The organism is Lentzea sp. NEAU-D7 (assembly GCF_026242055.1).
GTDB lineage: Bacteria > Actinomycetota > Actinomycetes > Mycobacteriales > Pseudonocardiaceae > Lentzea.
Window position 1 is genome coordinate 268,941 of sequence record NZ_JAPJDL010000001.1, and the last position, 16,215, is coordinate 285,155.

Sequence of the window (16,215 nt, forward strand, 5' to 3'; positions counted from 1 at the left end):
ACGTCGCCCCCGCCTCGGCACCGACAGGTCAGCGGCGTCCAGCCGCCAGGACGACGAGGAACTGGCCACCACCCGGCTCGACACCGGCGGTCACCGGCAGACCGGGCACCAGCCGGGAGAACCGGTCCACCAGCCAGTCCGCCACCTCGCGGGCGTCCTTCTCGGTCGGGCAGCGGCCCACCATCTCGCGGCCCCCCTTGCGTTCCAGCCTCCCGGCGACGGTGATCAGGGGCGCGGGTTCGGCCACGTGCAGGTGGTCCGGCCAGGCGATGACGACCTTGACCGCGCCCTTGCGGCTGTTGCAGCCGCGGTGCGCGAGCCGCTCGGTGACCTTGGCCTTCCGGTCGGCGGTCCTGCTGTCGACGCTGGGGCCTCGCGCGTCGTTCACCGACATGTCCGGGTCGACCGGCTCGTCGCACACCCAGCACCGCCAGCTGTCCCGCTCGGCCACGTCATCAAGTTGACTCACCTGCGCGAACCTAGTCCGCCCGGCCTTCACCACCGCCCGGCGGCCCAGAGATTAAGTCAGTCGCTTGACTTAATGGCCAGCGATCTCCAAGCTGTGGGTGAGCGGCCGAACACGTGCTGCGAGAGGAGCCATTGGTGACGCAGGTCGAAGAACCTTTGCGATACCCGATTCCCGCCGGGAGAGCACTCGACGCGCCTGAGGAGTGGGCACGGCTGCGTGATCGGTGCCCGGTCGCGCGCGTGACGCTGCCGAGCGGTGACGAGGCCGCGCTGGTGACCCGGTACGACGACGTCAAGCAGGTGCTGTCCGACCCCCGGTTCACCAGGACCGGCCCGGGCAGGGGTGCCAGGGTCTCCGCCGAGGACGGCGGGGTGTTCGACAGCGACATGGCGTCGGTGCTGCCGCAGCACGGCCCGGAGCACCTGCGGTGGCGGCGGATGATCGGCAAGTGGTTCACCGCCAAGCGGAAGACCCGCGCTGGCTCACGGCGGAGCAACGGCTGGCCTGGCTCGGCATGGTCCGCGTGCTGACGCGGCTGCCCGCGGTCCTCGACGCCCAGCTGGAACGCGACGCCGGACTGTCCTTCTTCGAGTACCACGTGCTGTCGATGCTCTCCGAGGTCCCCGGCCACACCCTGCGCCTGAGCCGGCTCGCGCAGCTCACCAGTTCCTCGCTGTCCCGCCTTTCGAACGTCGTCAAGCGCCTCGAAGGCCGCGGCCTGCTGCGCCGCGAGCCCGATCCCGGCGACGGCCGGGCCAGCCTCGCGGTCCTCACCGACGCGGGCACAGCCGCCGTCGAGCTGGCGGCACCCGGTCACGTCACCGCGGTCCGCGAGCTGGTCGTGGACCCCTTGGACCCGGCGCAGCTGACCGAGTTGCACGCCGCCCACGAACGCATCCTCGGCCGGCTCGATCCCGCTTCCTCCACCCGGCCGGAATGGCTGGAGACCTGACCGCGACTCAGCGCGACTTCCTCCTTTCCTGCCACCGCACCAGCAAACCGAGTGCCCGCGCGACGACCGGCGAGTCGTCGTCGGCCCGCACGGCGGCCACGAGGTCGACGCCCTGGTTCCCCGTCAGCGGGCGGTAGGTCGCGCCCGCCACGCCGAGCTCCGCCACAGGTCGCGGCACCACGGCCACGCCCAGTCCGGCGGCGACGAAGGTGACCAGGGTCGAGGTCTCCGCCACCTCGTGGCGGATCCGAGGCTCGAACCCCGCCGCGCGGCACAGGTCCGTGACGATCCCGTGCATGACCGAACGGCCGTGCGACGCGTGCACGATCAGGTCCTCCTCGCGCAGGTCCTCGATCTTCAACCGCTTCCGCCGCGCCAGCTCGTGGTCCCCGGGCAACGCCACGATGAGCCGGTCGCGGCGCACGGCGGTCACCCGCACCGCCGGGTCGTCGACCGGCGGCCGCAGCAGGGCGAGGTCGACGCGGCGGGCGAGCAGGGACTCGAGCTGGTCCGGTGCCAGCATCTCGCCCCGGAACACGAAGTCGACCGCCGGCAGCTCCTCCCGCAGGGCGCGCGCGAACGCGGGCAGCAGGCTGTAGGTGGCCGAGCCGACGCACCCCACGACCAGACGGCCCTGCAGTCCCTCGGCCACTCGCCGCGCCTCCGCACCGGCGTCGTCCACGGCGGCGAGCACGGCTCGGGCGCGGTCCAGGTAGACCGTCCCGGCGTCGGTGAGCTCGACCTTGCGGGTGGTGCGGTGCAGCAACGTCACCCCGAGCTCGGCCTCCAGCTGCTGGATCTGCTGGGAGAGCGGTGGTTGTGCCATGTGCAGGCGTTCGGCGGCGCGGCCGAAGTGCCGTTCCTCGGCGACCGCGACGAAGTAGCGCAGGTGACGGAGTTCCACCGATTGATACCCCCGGAGTCTCAGCGCTTGCCAAATGAGTATTTCTGAATATAACCGCGCCGCACTAGCGTCAAGGGCATGACCGACGTCGTGATCTGCGAACCCCTCCGCACCCCCGTCGGACGGTTCGGCGGTGCGCTCTCCTCGCTGAGCGCCGCCGATCTCGCCACCACCGTGCTCACCGAGCTGGTGCGGCGCACGGGCCTGCGCGAGGGCGATGTCGACGACGTCGTGCTCGGGCAGAGCTACCCGAACGGCGAGTCGCCCGCGATCGGCCGGGTCGCGGCGCTGGACGCGGGCCTCGGCACCGGCGTTCCCGGCCTCCAGATCGACCGCCGCTGCGGATCCGGGCTGCAGGCGGTGCTCTACGCGGCGGGTCAGGTCGCGACCGGCGCGGCGGACGTCGTCGTGGCGGGTGGTGCCGAGTCGATGTCGCAGGTCGAGCACTACGCGCTGGGACTGCGCACCGGTGTCCGCAGCGGTGGCGTCCAGCTCGCCGACCGCCTCGACCGGGCCAGGGAGACCGCCGGTGGCCGGTTCCACCCGGTGCCGGGCGGCATGCTCGAGACCGCGGAGAACCTCCGCCGCGAGTACGGGATCTCGCGCGTCGAGCAGGACGAGTTCGCGGTGCGGTCGCAGCGGCGCTGGGGTGCCGCCGACGAGGCGGGGCGGTTCGCGGACGAGCTCGTGCCGGTGACCGTGCCCGGCCGCCGCGGCAAGCCCGACCTCGTCGTCGACCGCGACGAGCACGCCCGCCCGGACACGACGCTCGAGGACCTCGCCGCGCTGCGACCGGTCAGGCTGAAGCTGGACCCGGAGTCCACGGTCACCGCGGGCAACGCGAGCGGCCAGAACGACGGTGCCGCGCTGTGCGTGGTCACCACCCGCGCCGAAGCCGAGAAGCGCGGCCTGAGGCCCGTGCTCGCCCTCAGGTCCTGGGCCGTCGCCGGGGTGGGGCCGGAGGTCATGGGCATCGGGCCCGTCCCGGCCACCGCCGCCGCGCTCGGCCGCGCCGGACTCACCCTCGACGACATGGACGTGATCGAGCTCAACGAGGCGTTCGCCGCGCAGGTGCTCGCCTGCCTGCGCGAGTGGAAGCTCGACGCGGAGGACGACCGGCTCAACCCCAACGGTTCCGGCATCTCGCTCGGGCACCCCGTCGGCGCGACCGGAGCGCGGATCCTGACGACCCTCGCGCACGAGATGGGCCGCCGCGGCAGCCGTTACGGCCTGGAGACGATGTGCATCGGCGGCGGCCAGGGACTCGCCGCCGTCTTCGAGGCGGTCCGCTGATGGGCGTCGCCGAGGTCCACCACGTCGTCACCGGCAGGCAGGACGGCCCGGTCGTCGTGCTGTCCAACTCGCTCGGGTCGACGCTGGAGATGTGGGACGCCAACGTCGCCGCGCTCGAAGAGCACTTCCGGGTGGTGCGCTACGACACCCGCGGTCACGGACGCTCCCCCGTCGTGCCCGGCCCGCAGACCATCGACACCCTCGCCACGGACCTCCTCGCGCTGCTCGACCGCCTCGGCGTGGAGAAGGCACACCTGGTCGGGCTGTCGCTCGGGGGCATGACCGCGCTGCGACTGGCCGCGCGCGACCCCGGACGCGTCGACCGGCTCGCGGTCCTGTGCACGAGCGCCCTCCTCGGACCGGCGGCGAACTGGACCGGCCGCGCGGCACTCGTCCGTTCCCGGGGAACGGCGGTGGTCGCCGAGGCCGTCGTCCAGCGCTGGTTCACCCCCGCCCACGAGAACCGCGCGGCGTGGGAGGCGATGGTGGCCTCCACACCCGCGGAGGGGTACGCGGGCTGCTGCGAGGCGATCGCCGCGATGGACCTGCGCGGGGACCTCGCCAGGATCAGCGCGCCCACGCTGGCGATCGCCGGAGCGGACGACCCGGCGACCCCGCCTCACCACCTGGAGGAGATCGCCACGTCCGTCCAGGACGGCCGGCTGCTCGTCGTCCCCTCGGCCGCCCACCTCGCCAACGCCGAACAACCCGGCGTCGTCACGGCGGCGCTCGTCGACCACCTCACGAAGGAGAGCCACTCATGAGCCTGGACAAGGTGGTCGGCGGACCGGCCGAAGCCGTGGCGGGCATCCGGTCCGGCGCGAGCGTCGCGGTCGGCGGGTTCGGGCTCGCGGGCATCCCGTGGTTCCTCATCGAGGCGCTGCTGGAGCAGGGTGCCGACGACCTCACGATCGTCTCCAACAACTGCGGCGTCGACGGCGCCGGCCTCGGGCTGCTGCTCGAACACCGCCGCATCAGCCGGGTCGTCGCGTCCTACGTCGGCGAGAACAAGGAGTTCGCCCGCCAGTACCTGGCCGGAGAGCTGACCGTGGAGCTCACTCCACAAGGGACGCTCGCCGAACGGTTGCGCGCCGGGGGTTCCGGAGTGGGCGCCTTCTACACGCCCACCGGTGTCGGCACGCTGGTGTCCGAGGGCGGTCTGCCCTGGCGGTACAACCCGGACGGCACCGTCGCGCTCGCCTCGCCGCCCAAGGAGGTGCGCACCTTCCACGGCAAGGAGATGGTGCTGGAGGAGTCGATCGTCACCGACGTGGCCCTCGTGCGCGCCGCCGTCGCCGACCGTGCCGGGAACTGCGTCTTCCACGCCGCCGCCCGCAACTTCAACCCGGCCGCCGCGATGGCCGGCCGGTTCACCGTCGTCGAGGCCGAACGCGTCGTCGAGGTCGGCGAGATCACCCCCGACCACGTGCACCTGCCCGGCGTCTTCGTGCAGAGCGTCGTCGCGCTCACGCCGGAGCAGGCCGCCCGCAAGGACATCGAGAAGCGCACCACCCGCGCCCGCCAGGAGGCGAACTGACATGGCCTGGACCCGCGACCAGATGGCCGCCCGCGCCGCGCTCGAACTGCGCGACGGCGAGTACGTCAACCTCGGCATCGGCCTGCCCACGCTCATCCCCGACCACCTGCCCGCGGACTCCACCGTCACACTCCACGCGGAGAACGGCATCCTCGGCGTCGGCCCGTTCCCCTACGACGACGAGGTGGACCCCGACCTCATCAACGCGGGCAAGCAGACCGTCAGCGTGCTGCCGGGAGCGTCGTTCTTCGACTCCCCCACCAGCTTCGCGATGATCCGCGGCGGCCACATCGACACCGCGGTCCTCGGCGGCATGCAGGTCTCCGCGCACGGCGACCTCGCCAACTGGATGGTGCCCGGCGCGATGGTCAAGGGCATGGGCGGCGCGATGGACCTCGTCAGCGGAGCCCGCCGCGTCATCGTCCTGATGGAACACGTGTCCCGCACCGGTGACCCGAAGCTGGTCGGCACGTGCACCCTGCCGCTGACCGGACGCGGGGTCGTCTCCCGCGTCATCACCGACCTGGCCGTGCTCGACGTCGCGGACGGCGCCTTCCGCCTGGTCGACCTCGCACCCGGCAGCTCGGTCGAGGACGTGGTGGCGAGGACGGGCGCGCCGGTGCTCGCCGGGGAGCTCAGCGCCGGCTGACGGCCCTCACTCGCCCGGATGCCGGAGCGGCGCCTCGGTGCGGATCGCGGTGAGGCCCCAGGTGGCGTAGGGCACAGTGACGGTGCCGCCCAGCTCGTCGACCGCCGCACCGAGAGCGGCCACCACCTCCGCCAGCCGCTCCGGCGGCAGGGTGGTGAGGCCGCCCGAGGTCGGCACCAGGTCCAGCAGCTCCTCGCGGGTGTACGTGCGGTGCCAGTCGTGACGCCACACCTCGGGCTCGCCGAACCCGCCCGCCTCGCGGATTCCGTCCGCGGCCCTCGCGTACAGGCCCTGGTAGGCGTCCAGGACCGGCACCTCCGACCTGGTGAAGCTCAGCGGCGAGTCGGGTGCCGCCCGCCGGTACGCCCCGTCGAGGGCCTCCGCCAGGGCGGGCGGAAGCTGGTAGACGTGCCCGAACGGCGCCAGCACCCCTCCCGGTCGCAGGATCCGCGCCGCCGCGGCCGCGCCCAGGACCGGGTCGATCCAGTGCCAGGCGGTACCGGAGACGACCGCGTCGAAGGTGCGGCCCGCGGGCTCCCACTCCTCGAACGTCGCCACCTCGACCTCAAGACCGGTGCCGCGCGCGAAGGCGGCCATCCGCCGGTCGGGCTCGACGCCGAGAACGGTGCGACCGGCCGCCTGGAACTGGCGGGCCGCGATGCCGGTCCCGCAGCCGACGTCGAGGAAGTCCGGGCCCGGGCTCGCGGAGACGATCCGCTCGACCACCGCCCCGGGGTACTCGGCGCGGGTGCGGTCGTACCTCTCCGGGTCGATTCCGAACGACTCCGCGACGCGACGCTGCCGATGCGGTTCCGGCGCAGGTGACGACGGTAGAGTGACCATGCGCCCACTCTAGTGGGCATGTGCCCATTGGAGCGGCGGGTTCGCTCTCGGCGATCGATGAGGAGGCGTGGTGCCGACTGGCGTTGCGCTGCGCGACCCGCGCCGGCAGCTGTTCGACGCCGCCGGCCGCGTCCTGCTCCGGGACGGTGCCAGCGAGCTGACCAGCCGGGCCGTCACCACCGAGGCGGGCGTGGCCAAGGGCGTCCTGCACCGGTACTTCGCCGACTTCGACGCCTTCCTCACCGAGCTGGTGCTGGATCGCATCGCGCAGATCGAGGCACAGGCCGCCGCACTTCGGGACGTGGCGGGCACCGGCACCGTCGCCGGCAACCTGACCAGCGCTCTCACGACCGGCTTCGACCCGGTCATGGTGGCGGTCGTGGTGCTCGTCATCGCACGGGACGAACTGCGCTCACGGCTGCGTGCGGCAGGCACAGCCAGGCTTCCGGTCGTCGGTGAGTTCACGGCCGCGGTCGCCGAGTACCTGACGGCCGAGCGCGACCTCGGCCGGCTCGCGGCCGACGCCGACATCAGCACGCTCGCTCCCACGGTGATCGGCGCCGCACACCTGCAGTTCACCGAGCACGGGGACGACCCGGCGAAAGCCGAGGCCGTGCGGAAGGTCGTGACCGCGGTCCTGGCCGGCGCCGTGCGCTGAGTGGACCGGCGGGTGATCGGGTACACGGGATCATGAGTGAGATCAGTGCGACGGACGTGCTGCTGGACGGGTTCGACCGCGTTCAGCAGGCGGTCACGCGAACTCTCGAAGGCCTGTCGACCGACCAGCTCGCGCACCGCGTGAACGACTCGGCGAACTCGATCGCCTGGCTCGTCTGGCACCTCACCCGAGTGCAGGACGACCACGTCGCCGATCTGGCGGGCACCGGGCAGGTCTGGACCGACGGCGGCTGGGCGGAGCGGTTCGGCCTGCCGCTGCCCGCCGAGGACACCGGCTACGGCCACGACGCCGGACAGGTCGCCGCGGTGGTCGCGCCGTCGGACCTGCTGCTCGGCTACCACCAGGCCGTGCACGAGCGCACCGAGGCGTATCTGCGCGGCGTGAAGGCCGGAGATCTGTCGGTGGTGATCGACGTGTCGTGGGATCCGCCGGTCACCCGCGCCGTGCGGCTGGTCAGCGTGCTGGAGGACGACCTCCAGCACGCCGGGCAGGCCGCCTTCGTGCGCGGTCTGCTCGCATAGGACACCTCGTCCACCTCATGGCGGAACGCCTACACGGTCATGGGCAGATGCAGCCTCGCGTGAGCGCGGAGGCCGTGGTCGCGGTGCAGTACCGCGTGCCGAGCGGATCGTGCTCGCGCCACAGGTGAGGACACACCACGCAGCTCGCGTCGTGGTCGGCGGCTTGGGTTCGTGGTTCGGGCATGCGGACACTCCGATGATCGGTGGTGGAACGGGTGCGTCAGCGCGTGCGCCTGACGGTGGTGCAGAGCTGAGCCGGGTTCATCCCGGCGCTCAGCGCCACGACGGTGCCAGGTCCTCTTCCGCCTGGACCACCATCGACTCCAGCTGCGGGCCGCCGTACGTGGTGACCATGGCGACGTCCGCCGCGTCCCGGCCACGGCCGATGACGACGCGGCCCTTGCGGGGCTCGTTGTTGCGCGGGTCGAAGGTCCACCAGCGGTCTCCCAGCCAGACCTCCATCCACGCCGCGAAGTCCATCTCCGCGTCGCCGGGCGGCACGTCCAGGTCCGGCAGGTAGCCGAAGACGTACCGGGCGGGGATGTTGAGCGCGCGGCAGAACGAGATCGCCAGGTGCGTGAAGTCGCGGCACACGCCGAAACCCGCCGCGTTGACGTCCGCGGCGGTGGACAGCGCGGTGGAGGTGCCGTAGCCGAAGTTCAGCGACTCGTGGACGTGCCGGCAGATCTCCCGCACCCGGCCGTAGCCCGGCGGATGAGCGCCGAACCGCGACCAGGCCTCGTCGCCGAGCACGTCGGACACGCAGTAGCGGCTCGGCAGCGTGTACATCAGCACGTCGTCCGGAAGGCCGTCGGGCAGCGTCTCCGGGACGGACTCGTCCACGTCCTCGGTCCTGTCCGGCACGTCCACCCACGCGTTGTAGTGCACTGTGGACAGACCGGCGGGAAGCACGACGCGGGTGTTGCGGTTGCCGTACAGGTCGCGGTAGTGCCTCATCGGGACGTCCGGCTTCACGTCCAGGTGCTCCTGGCTGACCCGCACGTCAGGGCTCCACAGCGGCCGCACGAGGAACACCGCCGGCGTGGGCACCTCGGCGCGGTAGGTGAACGCACAGCCGACGCGGAGCAGTCGGGTGCCCCACGTCAGCTGTTCCGCGCCGGTGCCGTAGTGGCGCGAGTTCAACGCACCTGCTCCGGTATGTGGTCCAGCGCGCGCAGCACGCGCACGGCGAGATCCCGTGCCGCTGTGCCTTCGAGCTCGGACTGGCCGGTCAGCACGTCCTGCACCATCTTGAGCCTGCGCTCGTAGGCGGACGTGTAGGTCGAGGTGGTCATCGAACTCCTTGGAACGTCTGTTCGGGAATGCAGGTGCTGCGAGCATCCGCAGTGGATTCGTGCGCCGCCACGTCCCGCAGCAGGACCTCGACGGTGTCGGTGTTCCCGCGCTCGGCGGCGCGCATCATGGCGTCGTGAGCGGCGGTGGCGTCGGCGTCCGGCGGAACGAGGAGCAGCGTCGTGCGGTGCCTGTCCCCCGCGACGACGTCGACCGTGTGCGCGGGCCTGGACCAGAACCCGCTGAGCCGCACCCGCACGCCGTCCAAGGCGAGCTGGCGTGGCGCGCTGTCCCACTCGGTCAGGTTGTAGCTCACCCGCGGGATCGCGCCGAGCCGAACCGCCAGCACCGCGAGCAGCGCGGGCAGTTCGGCGGCGAGGTCCCGGGAACGCGGCCACCAGGCACCGTCGACGTGCCCCGCGGAGAGCGCGTTCGGCCGCAGCCGCAATCGCAGCGGAGTCCGGAGCTGCTCGGTGGCCGTGGCGGCCGGAGGGGACGAGGAAAGGTGAGGAGCCGACGTCATGCCGGGACTCCCGTCTCCGGACCGAAGTGGACCGGGTTCAGGTTTCGCCGAGTGCGACGTGAGCTTGAGTGCTCAGGTGCGAGATGCTCTCAGCGAAATCGACTCTACACCATTTCCGGCATGATCGGTCGAAAATAGCCTTCGCCCCGAAAATCGACGATCCACCATTCGCCGGGAAATCCCCGGACGAAAATCGTGTGGCGTCAGGGCGCGTCGCGTTCCATGCACTCGGCGAGATCCGACCACCCCATGAGCGGCGGGCCCGTCACCGGCAACTGCCGGACGCCGGGGCGCGTCATGGACTCGGCCACGAGACCCGCCACCGCCTCCGGTGCCTGCACGACGTCCCCGGAGAGCCGGCCGAGCACGATCAGCGGCTCGGCCGGATCGGTCTCGATCGACACCGACCACCCCTGCGTCGCGCTCCAGACGAGCATGACGTCGCGGTCCGGGTGGGCCACCGCACGGCAGCCGAGCGCGATGTAGGCGGTGGCGGTGTCGGTGACCTCGAAGCTGGCGCCCTCGCGGGGCACACCGAGGGCCTCGGCGACCTTCCCCACGTAGCGCTCGAGGGCCCCGGCCAGCAGGTGGGTGCCCTCCGACGTGGCCTCCGGCGCGCCGCCACTGCGGCGCGAGACTCGATCATCACTGATGGGCGCGGTCACTGCCATGCGACTCCGTGTTCCTCAGATCGCTGCGGAACCACGGCGGGCGGGCTCACAGACCGCGGAGGTGACGAAGCGGGTGGACGAGCCGATCAACGACTCTGCACCCCCACTGTAACCGCTCGCAACAGCGGCTGAACGCGCCGCGGCGCTCGTTCCGGGAGATTTCCGCGATCTTCGCCGCGGCACGCACGACGGCGCGCCGTCGCCCGGACGACCTCACCGCCACTCATCGGCCTCATTGGAAAAGCACGTGGGTTTCGGAGAAAATCGGTTCTGTTTTTGTTGCGGGCGAGTTTCACGCGGGCAACCTTTGAGCGAATGTCACTCCGCTTCGGACGAAGCCGGCCGGCTCGACCAGTTCGCGCTGTCGCGGCTGTAGCGAACCAGGAAACGGGCGAACTGCTCGCGTTCAGCAGCCGTCCAGGCGGTGGTGATGAGCTCGAACGTCTCGCGCTGCTGGGCGGCGAACCGGCGGCGTTCGGTCTCACCGGCCTCGGTGAGCTCGAGGACCGTGCGGCGGCCGTCCGCCTGCGAGGCGGCACGCCTGAGCAGGCCGTCCGCGATGCAGGCGGCCACGGTCCGGCTGGCGACGGGCTGGGCGACCCCCATCTCGGCGGCGAGCCCGCCCACCGTCATCTCGCCGGAACTCTCGTGGACGAGGTTCAGCACGAGGTTGCGGGTGAGGTCCCCGCGTCCGCCGGAGGTGCGGCGGCGCAGCCGGGACAGCGCCGGCCCGACCTGGTCGAGCAGGCCCTCGTCGTCGGAGGGCAGGGGCGAGTCGCTCATCCGCGCACTGTAACAACTGTGAACCACATGACATCTACATACCTTTAGTGATTTACATAGCGCAAGGTATATGATTCAGCCAGGTTGTCACCCACCACGAACAAGGCAGGCCATGACCACGACCACCATCACCGGCGCCAGGGTCTTCGACGGCGAGAAGACCCTCGGTGTCACCACCGTGTCCATCGAGGACGGAAAGATCGTCCGGATCGGAGGGGAGGTGCCCTCCGGGAGCGACGTGGTCGACGGGACCGGCGCGACGCTGTTGCCGGGCTTGATCGACGCACACGTCCACACCGGTCCGGAGGCCCTCGCGCTGGCACTGCGCTTCGGCGTGACCACCGAGCTGGAGATGCAGGGCGTCCACACGCGCGACCGGCGTGCGGGCATCAGCGAGAACGACGCGGTCGCGGACGTGCGCTCGGCGGGCTTCGGCCTCACGCCGCCGGGCGGGCACCCCAGCGAGCTGTTCCCGCCGGGCTTCACCCCCGGCGACCGGGGAGGCCCGCGCGGGACGGGCGAGCCGCCGTTCCACCCGGACGCCACGAGCCCCGAGGCCGCCGCGGCCTCGATCCCCCAGCTGCTCGCCCGCGGCTCGGACTACGTCAAGTTCATGATCGACGACGGCAGCGTCGAGGGGCACCCCGGTCTTCCGATGATCGACCAGGCGACCCTGAACGCGGGCGTGGCCGAGGCCAGGAGGTACGGCGCGCTCACCGTCGCGCACACGCTGACCCTCGACGCCACCAGGATGGCCGTGGAGGCCGGGATCGACGGCCTGGTGCACGTGTTCGTCGAGCCCCACGACGACGAGATCATCGCCATGATCAAGGACGCCGGCATGTTCGTCGTCCCGTGCGCCGTGCTCAACGCCTCCCTCATGGGCATCACCGGTGGCGAGCTCGCCGACGACCCGCGGGTGTCGTCGAGGCTGGACGAGGACTGGGACACGACCTTGCGCTCCAGCTTCGGCTGCTACCCGCAAGGCGACATCAAGGACGTCCTGCGCACCATCAAGGTGCTCAGCGACGAGGGCGTCGACGTCCTGGTGGGCACCGACGCCTCCCTCCCCCTGCCGTTCCTCGGCGGCCTGGCCCACGGCGCGAGCGTCCACCACGAACTGCAGTACCTGGTCCAGGCCGGGCTGACCCCCGAACAGGCGCTGCGCGCCGCGACCGCCACGACGGCCCGCCGTTTCGCGCTGTCCGACCGCGGTCGCATCGCCGAAGGGCTGCGCGCCGACCTGCTCCTCGTCGACGGGGACCCCACCACCACGATCTCGGACACGCTCAACACGCGTGCCGTCTGGCGCCGCGGCACCCGTCTCAGGGGCTGAACGGGATCACGCCCCGCCGGGACCGAGCGCAACGGGGTGGGCGGGCGCCGCAGCAGATTCTCCAGCCTGTCCCAGGTCGCTGCGGCGCGAGGCCCGGAACATGCCGAGCAACAGGCCGCCCGGGCCCTCGGGCATCCCCCTGCCGCACCAGGGACGCGGCCCGTTCCTCGTCCGCGGGCGCGACGAGTCCGCCGGTCGTCAGCGCCTGACCCAGCGGGTGCGGGACCGTGCTCGCGCAGAAGCCCTTGCGCAGTGCGGTGAACGGCAGACCGGTCTCCGCCAGGTGCTGCTCGGTGGCCGCGTGGTCGGGCATCGGCGCGAAGGGCGAGTCGCCCGCCGCACCCTGGTGGCTCGTGCACAGGACGCGGCCCGCTCCACCGGCGCGGGCGCGGTGACGTGCCGGCGCCGGCGCGGTGCTGACCCTGCTGGCCACAGCCCCGCCGGACCGGGACCCCGGCCGCGGCGACGACGTCCACGGCCACCGGCACGGTCCGGCGCCGCCTGCCGGAACTGCGGCAGCTCACGGAGGCCGAACGCACACCCCTCAGCGAGTGGCTGACCCCGCCCTGATCGCGGGATTCCGGTTGCCGCCCAGGGTGATCGGCAGCACCGCGGTGAGCGGGGCCGGCGAGGAGACCCTCGCCGGCCGCTCCTGACTCACACCCGCTCGGACTCGACCGTCGTCACGACCTGACCGGAGGACGACTCGCGGGTCTCCAGCGAGATCCCGCACTTCCCGACCAGCGCGACACCGGCACCGATGGTCGTGACCACCGGAGCGGCGAACGCCGCGACCAGCCCGAGAGCGACCGGCACCTCGAGCACCACGTCGTCCTTGCTGTCGCGCACGACAACACGGCGGTTGAAGCCCTCGCTGACCAGTCCTCGCACGGCGTCGACCACCGAGTCGACGGCGGTGTGGACGGACTCAGGCCTGGATTCGCTCATGATTCTCCTCGCACTGCGGATGTCCCCTTGACGACTCCAGAGTGCCCGCGGCCGCGAACCGCGCCATCAGGGTTCACCCCTGACCTCCACCTGATCTATCCCTCACCCGAGGCCACCAGGGTGAACTCGGCGCGACCGGAACGCACGCCGTTGACCTGCAGCTCGACGGCGTGCCGCCCGGGGTGGTAGCGGCGCGTGGTCAGCACCCGGAACGAGTGCTCGCGGCTGAGCTCGCAGGTCTCACCGGGTTCGACGGTGCGGGTGGTGAGCTTGAAGGTCTTGCCGGTGAGCGTGCCGTTGGCCTTGCGGTGGTGGACCACGTAGTCGATCACCAGCCGCGCGGGCTCCTGGCCGAGGTTGCGCACGGAGCCCGTGAACGACAGCGCCTCCCCGATCACCACGCTGTCGGCGGAGAGCAGCGGGCCCGTCACGTCCAGGTGCGCGGAGGTGAACCCCAGCAGCTCCAGCGCACCGGGATGGCCCTGCTTGACGAGCGTGCGCAGGCCGTGGCGCACGACGCGGGCAGTGTTGTCGTCGGGCGCGGCCGTCCACGCGGCCGCCGTCGCGACGACGAGCTCAGGATCGCGGCGGCTGATGTCGTTGAGGTGGTTGGCGACCGAGCGCCGGACGTACTCGCTCTCGTCCCGGTACAGCGCGTCGAGGATCGGCAGCGTCGCCTTGGGCTCGGCGAGGATGCCGGGCACGCGGACGGCCCAGGGCAGCAGCGGGCGCGTTCCCTCCGAGGCGAGCCTGCGCACGTCCGCCGACTCCGAACGGGTCCAGGGCAGGATCGTCGCCAGTGCTCGTCCCAGATCGTGGGCGAGCAGGGGGCGCAGCGCGAACTCCGAGGTCAGCCGGGGCGTCAGCTCCGCCAGCAGCGCGAGCGCGTCGTCGAACGCCTCCACGCCGCCCTCGGCGATGGCCTTGGTGGCGACGGCACTCGTGACCGGCCAGATCAGCCATCCGGTGAAGGACGGCGACCGGGCGGCCGCGGCGCGCACGGTCCGCGCGAACGAGCTGTAGTCCCCCGGCAGGTCGGCGAGCAGCGCGTCGCGGATCAGATCGCTGCGCTCCCGCAGCGCCAGCGGCGCCAGGGCGGCTCCGGCCGCGCGAAGCCGGGGCAGGTCCGCCCCCGGCGCCGCGGTGAGCAGGGCGGCGGTGAGATCGGAGACGGTCTGAACACCGATCAGCTCATCGGCAAAGGGCATGTCGATCTCCGCCGGAAACTGGTCCGGAGTAGGGGAAGCCGAGGCAGGACAACGCTTTCGCGCTGCCGCTGCCCGTGGCGGCGGGCACGGACGGGATGCTACCCGGCGCGAGGACCGGGGCCTGGTTCATCGCCAGGCCGCCCGCTAAGCTCGTGCGGTCCGCGGTCTTCACGCGCCGAGCAGCGGCGCCGGCCTCGGACTCGTGATGGACGGGTACGCCGAACATCGCACGATCATCCGGTTCAGCAAGAGCCGGCGGGCATGACGTTCCCGCCGTGCGCTCGTTCCGGAGTCCTCGTCAGACGGCGAGGGGATGAGCATGCGCATCGCATTGGTGGGCAGCCACACCGGCGAGATGCCCCACCGGACCGGAACCGCCGGGTTCGCGCGAGCACTGACCCAGCAGGGGCACGAGATCGTAGTCTACGCCCGCAGGGACGCCGCGAACGTCGGGGACCGTGAGCACACCGAAGACGGTTACGAGGTCGTGCACGTGCCTTTCGGGCCCGCCCGCCCGATGCCCGAGGCCGCCGTGTGGGACCACACCGACGACTTCGCCCGGTTCCTCCGCCGCGAGTGGGTCCGGGCGAAGCCGGACATCGCCCACTCGGACGGGTCGGTGGCGGGCCTCGCCGCTTTGCTGGCCGCACGTGAGCACGGCGTGCCCGTGGTGCACACCCACCACGAACCGGACTCCGAACACGAGCGGATCGCACGGCTGATCTGCCGCCATGCCGCTCACGTGGCGGTGACCAGCAGCGATCAGGTGCACGGCCTGTGCCTGGCGGGGGTGCCCCGTTCCCGGATCTCCGTGTCGCCGGCCGGTGTGGACCTCGACGGCCGGGGCCTGCCCGGTGTCACCGAACGCGGCTCCGGACCGGTGCGGGTGCTCGGTCTGGGCGGGCTGCTGCCCGGTCACGGCTTCGACACCGTCGTCGCGGCGATGGCCGACTTGCGCAACGCCGCGCTCGTCGTCGCCGCACCGGTCGAGACCGTCGACCGGAACACCGGCCTGGAAGCGCGGCGGCTGCGGCACTTGGCCGTGCGGCTCGGCGTCCAGGGCCGGGTCTCGGTGACCGGAACCGCGAACCGGGCGGAGGTGACCGCGCTGCTGCGCTCGGCCCACGTCGTGGTGACCGCGCCGCGCCGGGACCCGGCCGGAGTCGTTGCGCTGGAAGCGATGGCGCGGGGCCTGCCGGTCGTCGCGTCGGCGGTGGGAGCACTTGCCGACGTGGTCGTCGACAAGATCACCGGACGGCTGGTGCCGCCGGGCGACGTCCGCGCGCTCACGCTCGCTCTGCGCGAACTGGTCGCGGACAGGTCCAGACGGGACGCTCTCGGCCTCGCGGGCGCCGACCGGGTGCGGGCTCGCTACGGCTGGGACCGCGTCGCACGCGACGCGGTCCTCGTCTACCAGCGTGCCGCACATCTCGTCCGCGCCGAGGCCGGCTGACGACGAGGACCGAGCCGGTGCGGGGCGGTGAGATCGACAACACCCCGCCCTGGTTCGGTTTCTCACCTTTCCGCGGCATGCACGCCGAATCACGCAGGCTTTAACATTCCCTGCGAGCGCGTTGAGCGACCAGCGCCGCGAACTCGACACCGG

Annotated in this window: 21 protein-coding genes and 1 pseudogene; 10 read left to right on the forward strand and 12 right to left on the reverse strand. The window is 72.0% G+C overall.

What is annotated here, in order from left to right:
• Positions 1 to 28: 28 nt before the first annotated feature.
• Entirely contained in the window at positions 29 to 469 is a 441-nt protein-coding gene (locus tag ORI60_RS01210; protein ID WP_266032938.1) for a hypothetical protein, read from the reverse strand.
• Positions 470 to 603: 134 nt separating this feature from the next.
• On the opposite strand from ORI60_RS01210, the pseudogene ORI60_RS01215 reads away from it, so the two are divergent.
• Both ORI60_RS01215 and ORI60_RS01220 read left to right on the forward strand, forming a co-directional pair.
• Positions 604 to 936: pseudogene (locus tag ORI60_RS01215) on the forward strand (cytochrome P450); the annotation flags it as partial.
• Positions 918 to 1,421: a MarR family winged helix-turn-helix transcriptional regulator gene (locus ORI60_RS01220; protein ID WP_266032939.1), complete on the forward strand. Its 504-nt coding sequence runs from the start codon at positions 918 to 920 to the stop codon at positions 1,419 to 1,421. The pseudogene ORI60_RS01215 and the gene ORI60_RS01220, both read left to right, overlap by 19 nt.
• A 7-nt stretch (positions 1,422 to 1,428) precedes the next feature.
• Here the strand turns inward: ORI60_RS01220 and ORI60_RS01225 are convergent, their stop codons facing one another.
• The gene (locus ORI60_RS01225; RefSeq protein ID WP_266032941.1) at positions 1,429 to 2,325 is read right to left on the reverse strand and encodes a LysR substrate-binding domain-containing protein; all 897 of its coding nucleotides are present in this window, start codon (positions 2,323 to 2,325) and stop codon (positions 1,429 to 1,431) included.
• Positions 2,326 to 2,403: 78 nt separating this feature from the next.
• Here ORI60_RS01225 and ORI60_RS01230 point away from each other — a divergent pair, with 78 nt between their 5' ends.
• From ORI60_RS01230 to ORI60_RS01245, 4 genes are read left to right on the forward strand one after another with little or no spacing between them, the layout of a single operon-like run.
• The gene (locus tag ORI60_RS01230; RefSeq protein ID WP_266032944.1) at positions 2,404 to 3,618 is read left to right on the forward strand and encodes an acetyl-CoA C-acetyltransferase; all 1,215 of its coding nucleotides are present in this window, start codon (positions 2,404 to 2,406) and stop codon (positions 3,616 to 3,618) included.
• Complete coding sequence (gene pcaD / locus ORI60_RS01235) at positions 3,618 to 4,382, forward strand: 3-oxoadipate enol-lactonase (RefSeq protein ID WP_266032946.1); 765 nt, start codon at positions 3,618 to 3,620, stop codon at positions 4,380 to 4,382. Before ORI60_RS01230 ends, pcaD begins: the two co-directional genes overlap by 1 nt.
• Positions 4,379 to 5,155, forward strand: coding sequence for a CoA transferase subunit A (locus tag ORI60_RS01240; RefSeq protein WP_266032949.1), 777 nt, complete (start codon positions 4,379 to 4,381; stop codon positions 5,153 to 5,155). The genes pcaD and ORI60_RS01240 overlap by 4 nt, the downstream gene beginning before the upstream one ends.
• Before the next feature lies 1 nt (position 5,156).
• Positions 5,157 to 5,804 carry a CoA transferase subunit B gene (locus tag ORI60_RS01245; RefSeq protein ID WP_266032952.1) on the forward strand — a complete coding sequence of 216 codons (648 nt, stop codon included), beginning with the start codon at positions 5,157 to 5,159 and terminating at the stop codon, positions 5,802 to 5,804.
• Between the two features lie 6 nt (positions 5,805 to 5,810).
• On the opposite strand, the gene ORI60_RS01250 is transcribed toward ORI60_RS01245, so the two are convergent.
• Entirely contained in the window at positions 5,811 to 6,647 is an 837-nt protein-coding gene (locus ORI60_RS01250) for a class I SAM-dependent methyltransferase (RefSeq protein ID WP_266032955.1), read from the reverse strand.
• 70 nt (positions 6,648 to 6,717) lie between these two features.
• On the opposite strand from ORI60_RS01250, the gene ORI60_RS01255 reads away from it, so the two are divergent.
• Together ORI60_RS01255 and ORI60_RS01260 are read left to right on the forward strand one after the other, a co-directional pair.
• On the forward strand, positions 6,718 to 7,305 hold the full coding sequence (locus ORI60_RS01255; protein WP_266032958.1) for a TetR/AcrR family transcriptional regulator: 588 nt from the start codon (positions 6,718 to 6,720) through the stop codon (positions 7,303 to 7,305).
• A 41-nt stretch (positions 7,306 to 7,346) separates the two neighbouring features.
• Positions 7,347 to 7,847: a mycothiol transferase gene (locus ORI60_RS01260; RefSeq protein ID WP_323055870.1), complete on the forward strand. Its 501-nt coding sequence runs from the start codon at positions 7,347 to 7,349 to the stop codon at positions 7,845 to 7,847.
• Between the two features lie 37 nt (positions 7,848 to 7,884).
• Here the strand turns inward: ORI60_RS01260 and ORI60_RS44710 are convergent, their stop codons facing one another.
• From ORI60_RS44710 to ORI60_RS01285, 6 genes are all read right to left on the reverse strand, one after another.
• Positions 7,885 to 8,031 carry an RGCVC family protein gene (locus tag ORI60_RS44710; protein WP_416234342.1) on the reverse strand — a complete coding sequence of 49 codons (147 nt, stop codon included), beginning with the start codon at positions 8,029 to 8,031 and terminating at the stop codon, positions 7,885 to 7,887.
• An 89-nt stretch (positions 8,032 to 8,120) separates the two neighbouring features.
• Entirely contained in the window at positions 8,121 to 8,990 is an 870-nt protein-coding gene (locus ORI60_RS01265; RefSeq protein ID WP_266032964.1) for a transglutaminase-like domain-containing protein, read from the reverse strand.
• Positions 8,987 to 9,142, reverse strand: a complete 156-nt coding sequence (locus ORI60_RS01270; protein ID WP_266032967.1) for a DUF6307 family protein — start codon at positions 9,140 to 9,142, stop codon at positions 8,987 to 8,989. Before ORI60_RS01270 ends, ORI60_RS01265 begins: the two co-directional genes overlap by 4 nt.
• Positions 9,139 to 9,663, reverse strand: a complete 525-nt coding sequence (locus tag ORI60_RS01275) for a DUF5994 family protein (protein ID WP_266032969.1) — start codon at positions 9,661 to 9,663, stop codon at positions 9,139 to 9,141. The genes ORI60_RS01270 and ORI60_RS01275 overlap by 4 nt, the downstream gene beginning before the upstream one ends.
• Before the next feature lie 203 nt (positions 9,664 to 9,866).
• Positions 9,867 to 10,334, reverse strand: coding sequence for a DUF6292 family protein (locus ORI60_RS01280; RefSeq protein ID WP_266032971.1), 468 nt, complete (start codon positions 10,332 to 10,334; stop codon positions 9,867 to 9,869).
• 318 nt (positions 10,335 to 10,652) lie between these two features.
• Positions 10,653 to 11,117 carry a MarR family winged helix-turn-helix transcriptional regulator gene (locus tag ORI60_RS01285; protein WP_266032974.1) on the reverse strand — a complete coding sequence of 155 codons (465 nt, stop codon included), beginning with the start codon at positions 11,115 to 11,117 and terminating at the stop codon, positions 10,653 to 10,655.
• 112 nt (positions 11,118 to 11,229) lie between these two features.
• Between ORI60_RS01285 and ORI60_RS01290 the strand changes: the two genes are divergently transcribed.
• On the forward strand, positions 11,230 to 12,453 hold the full coding sequence (locus ORI60_RS01290) for an amidohydrolase family protein (RefSeq protein WP_266032976.1): 1,224 nt from the start codon (positions 11,230 to 11,232) through the stop codon (positions 12,451 to 12,453).
• Here the strand turns inward: ORI60_RS01290 and ORI60_RS01295 are convergent.
• From ORI60_RS01295 to ORI60_RS01305, 3 genes are all read right to left on the reverse strand, one after another.
• The gene (locus ORI60_RS01295) at positions 12,443 to 12,886 is read right to left on the reverse strand and encodes a hypothetical protein (protein WP_266032979.1); all 444 of its coding nucleotides are present in this window, start codon (positions 12,884 to 12,886) and stop codon (positions 12,443 to 12,445) included. The two genes, ORI60_RS01290 and ORI60_RS01295, sit on opposite strands and share 11 nt — an antisense overlap.
• Before the next feature lie 224 nt (positions 12,887 to 13,110).
• Positions 13,111 to 13,401 (reverse strand): DUF4342 domain-containing protein, encoded by a 291-nt coding sequence (locus tag ORI60_RS01300; protein ID WP_266032982.1) that lies wholly within the window; start codon positions 13,399 to 13,401, stop codon positions 13,111 to 13,113.
• 95 nt (positions 13,402 to 13,496) lie between these two features.
• Positions 13,497 to 14,609 (reverse strand): DNA alkylation repair protein, encoded by a 1,113-nt coding sequence (locus ORI60_RS01305; RefSeq protein WP_266032984.1) that lies wholly within the window; start codon positions 14,607 to 14,609, stop codon positions 13,497 to 13,499.
• Positions 14,610 to 14,928: 319 nt separating this feature from the next.
• On the opposite strand from ORI60_RS01305, the gene ORI60_RS01310 reads away from it, so the two are divergent.
• Positions 14,929 to 16,062: a glycosyltransferase gene (locus tag ORI60_RS01310; RefSeq protein ID WP_266032987.1), complete on the forward strand. Its 1,134-nt coding sequence runs from the start codon at positions 14,929 to 14,931 to the stop codon at positions 16,060 to 16,062.
• Positions 16,063 to 16,215: the final 153 nt, after the last annotated feature.

Coding starts and splice junctions, on each gene's coding strand:
- ORI60_RS01270 (WP_266032967.1), bottom strand. CDS start 9,142: ATGACCACCTCGACCTACACGTCCGCCTACGAGCGCAGGCTCAAGATG.
- ORI60_RS01290 (WP_266032976.1), top strand. CDS start 11,230: ATGACCACGACCACCATCACCGGCGCCAGGGTCTTCGACGGCGAGAAG.
- ORI60_RS01310 (WP_266032987.1), top strand. CDS start 14,929: ATGCGCATCGCATTGGTGGGCAGCCACACCGGCGAGATGCCCCACCGG.
- pcaD (WP_266032946.1), top strand. CDS start 3,618: ATGGGCGTCGCCGAGGTCCACCACGTCGTCACCGGCAGGCAGGACGGC.
- ORI60_RS01285 (WP_266032974.1), bottom strand. CDS start 11,117: ATGAGCGACTCGCCCCTGCCCTCCGACGACGAGGGCCTGCTCGACCAG.
- ORI60_RS01250 (WP_266032955.1), bottom strand. CDS start 6,647: ATGGTCACTCTACCGTCGTCACCTGCGCCGGAACCGCATCGGCAGCGT.
- ORI60_RS01305 (WP_266032984.1), bottom strand. CDS start 14,609: ATGCCCTTTGCCGATGAGCTGATCGGTGTTCAGACCGTCTCCGATCTC.
- ORI60_RS01275 (WP_266032969.1), bottom strand. CDS start 9,663: ATGACGTCGGCTCCTCACCTTTCCTCGTCCCCTCCGGCCGCCACGGCC.
- ORI60_RS01230 (WP_266032944.1), top strand. CDS start 2,404: ATGACCGACGTCGTGATCTGCGAACCCCTCCGCACCCCCGTCGGACGG.
- ORI60_RS01280 (WP_266032971.1), bottom strand. CDS start 10,334: ATGGCAGTGACCGCGCCCATCAGTGATGATCGAGTCTCGCGCCGCAGT.
- ORI60_RS01245 (WP_266032952.1), top strand. CDS start 5,157: ATGGCCTGGACCCGCGACCAGATGGCCGCCCGCGCCGCGCTCGAACTG.
- ORI60_RS44710 (WP_416234342.1), bottom strand. CDS start 8,031: ATGCCCGAACCACGAACCCAAGCCGCCGACCACGACGCGAGCTGCGTG.
- ORI60_RS01240 (WP_266032949.1), top strand. CDS start 4,379: ATGAGCCTGGACAAGGTGGTCGGCGGACCGGCCGAAGCCGTGGCGGGC.
- ORI60_RS01300 (WP_266032982.1), bottom strand. CDS start 13,401: ATGAGCGAATCCAGGCCTGAGTCCGTCCACACCGCCGTCGACTCGGTG.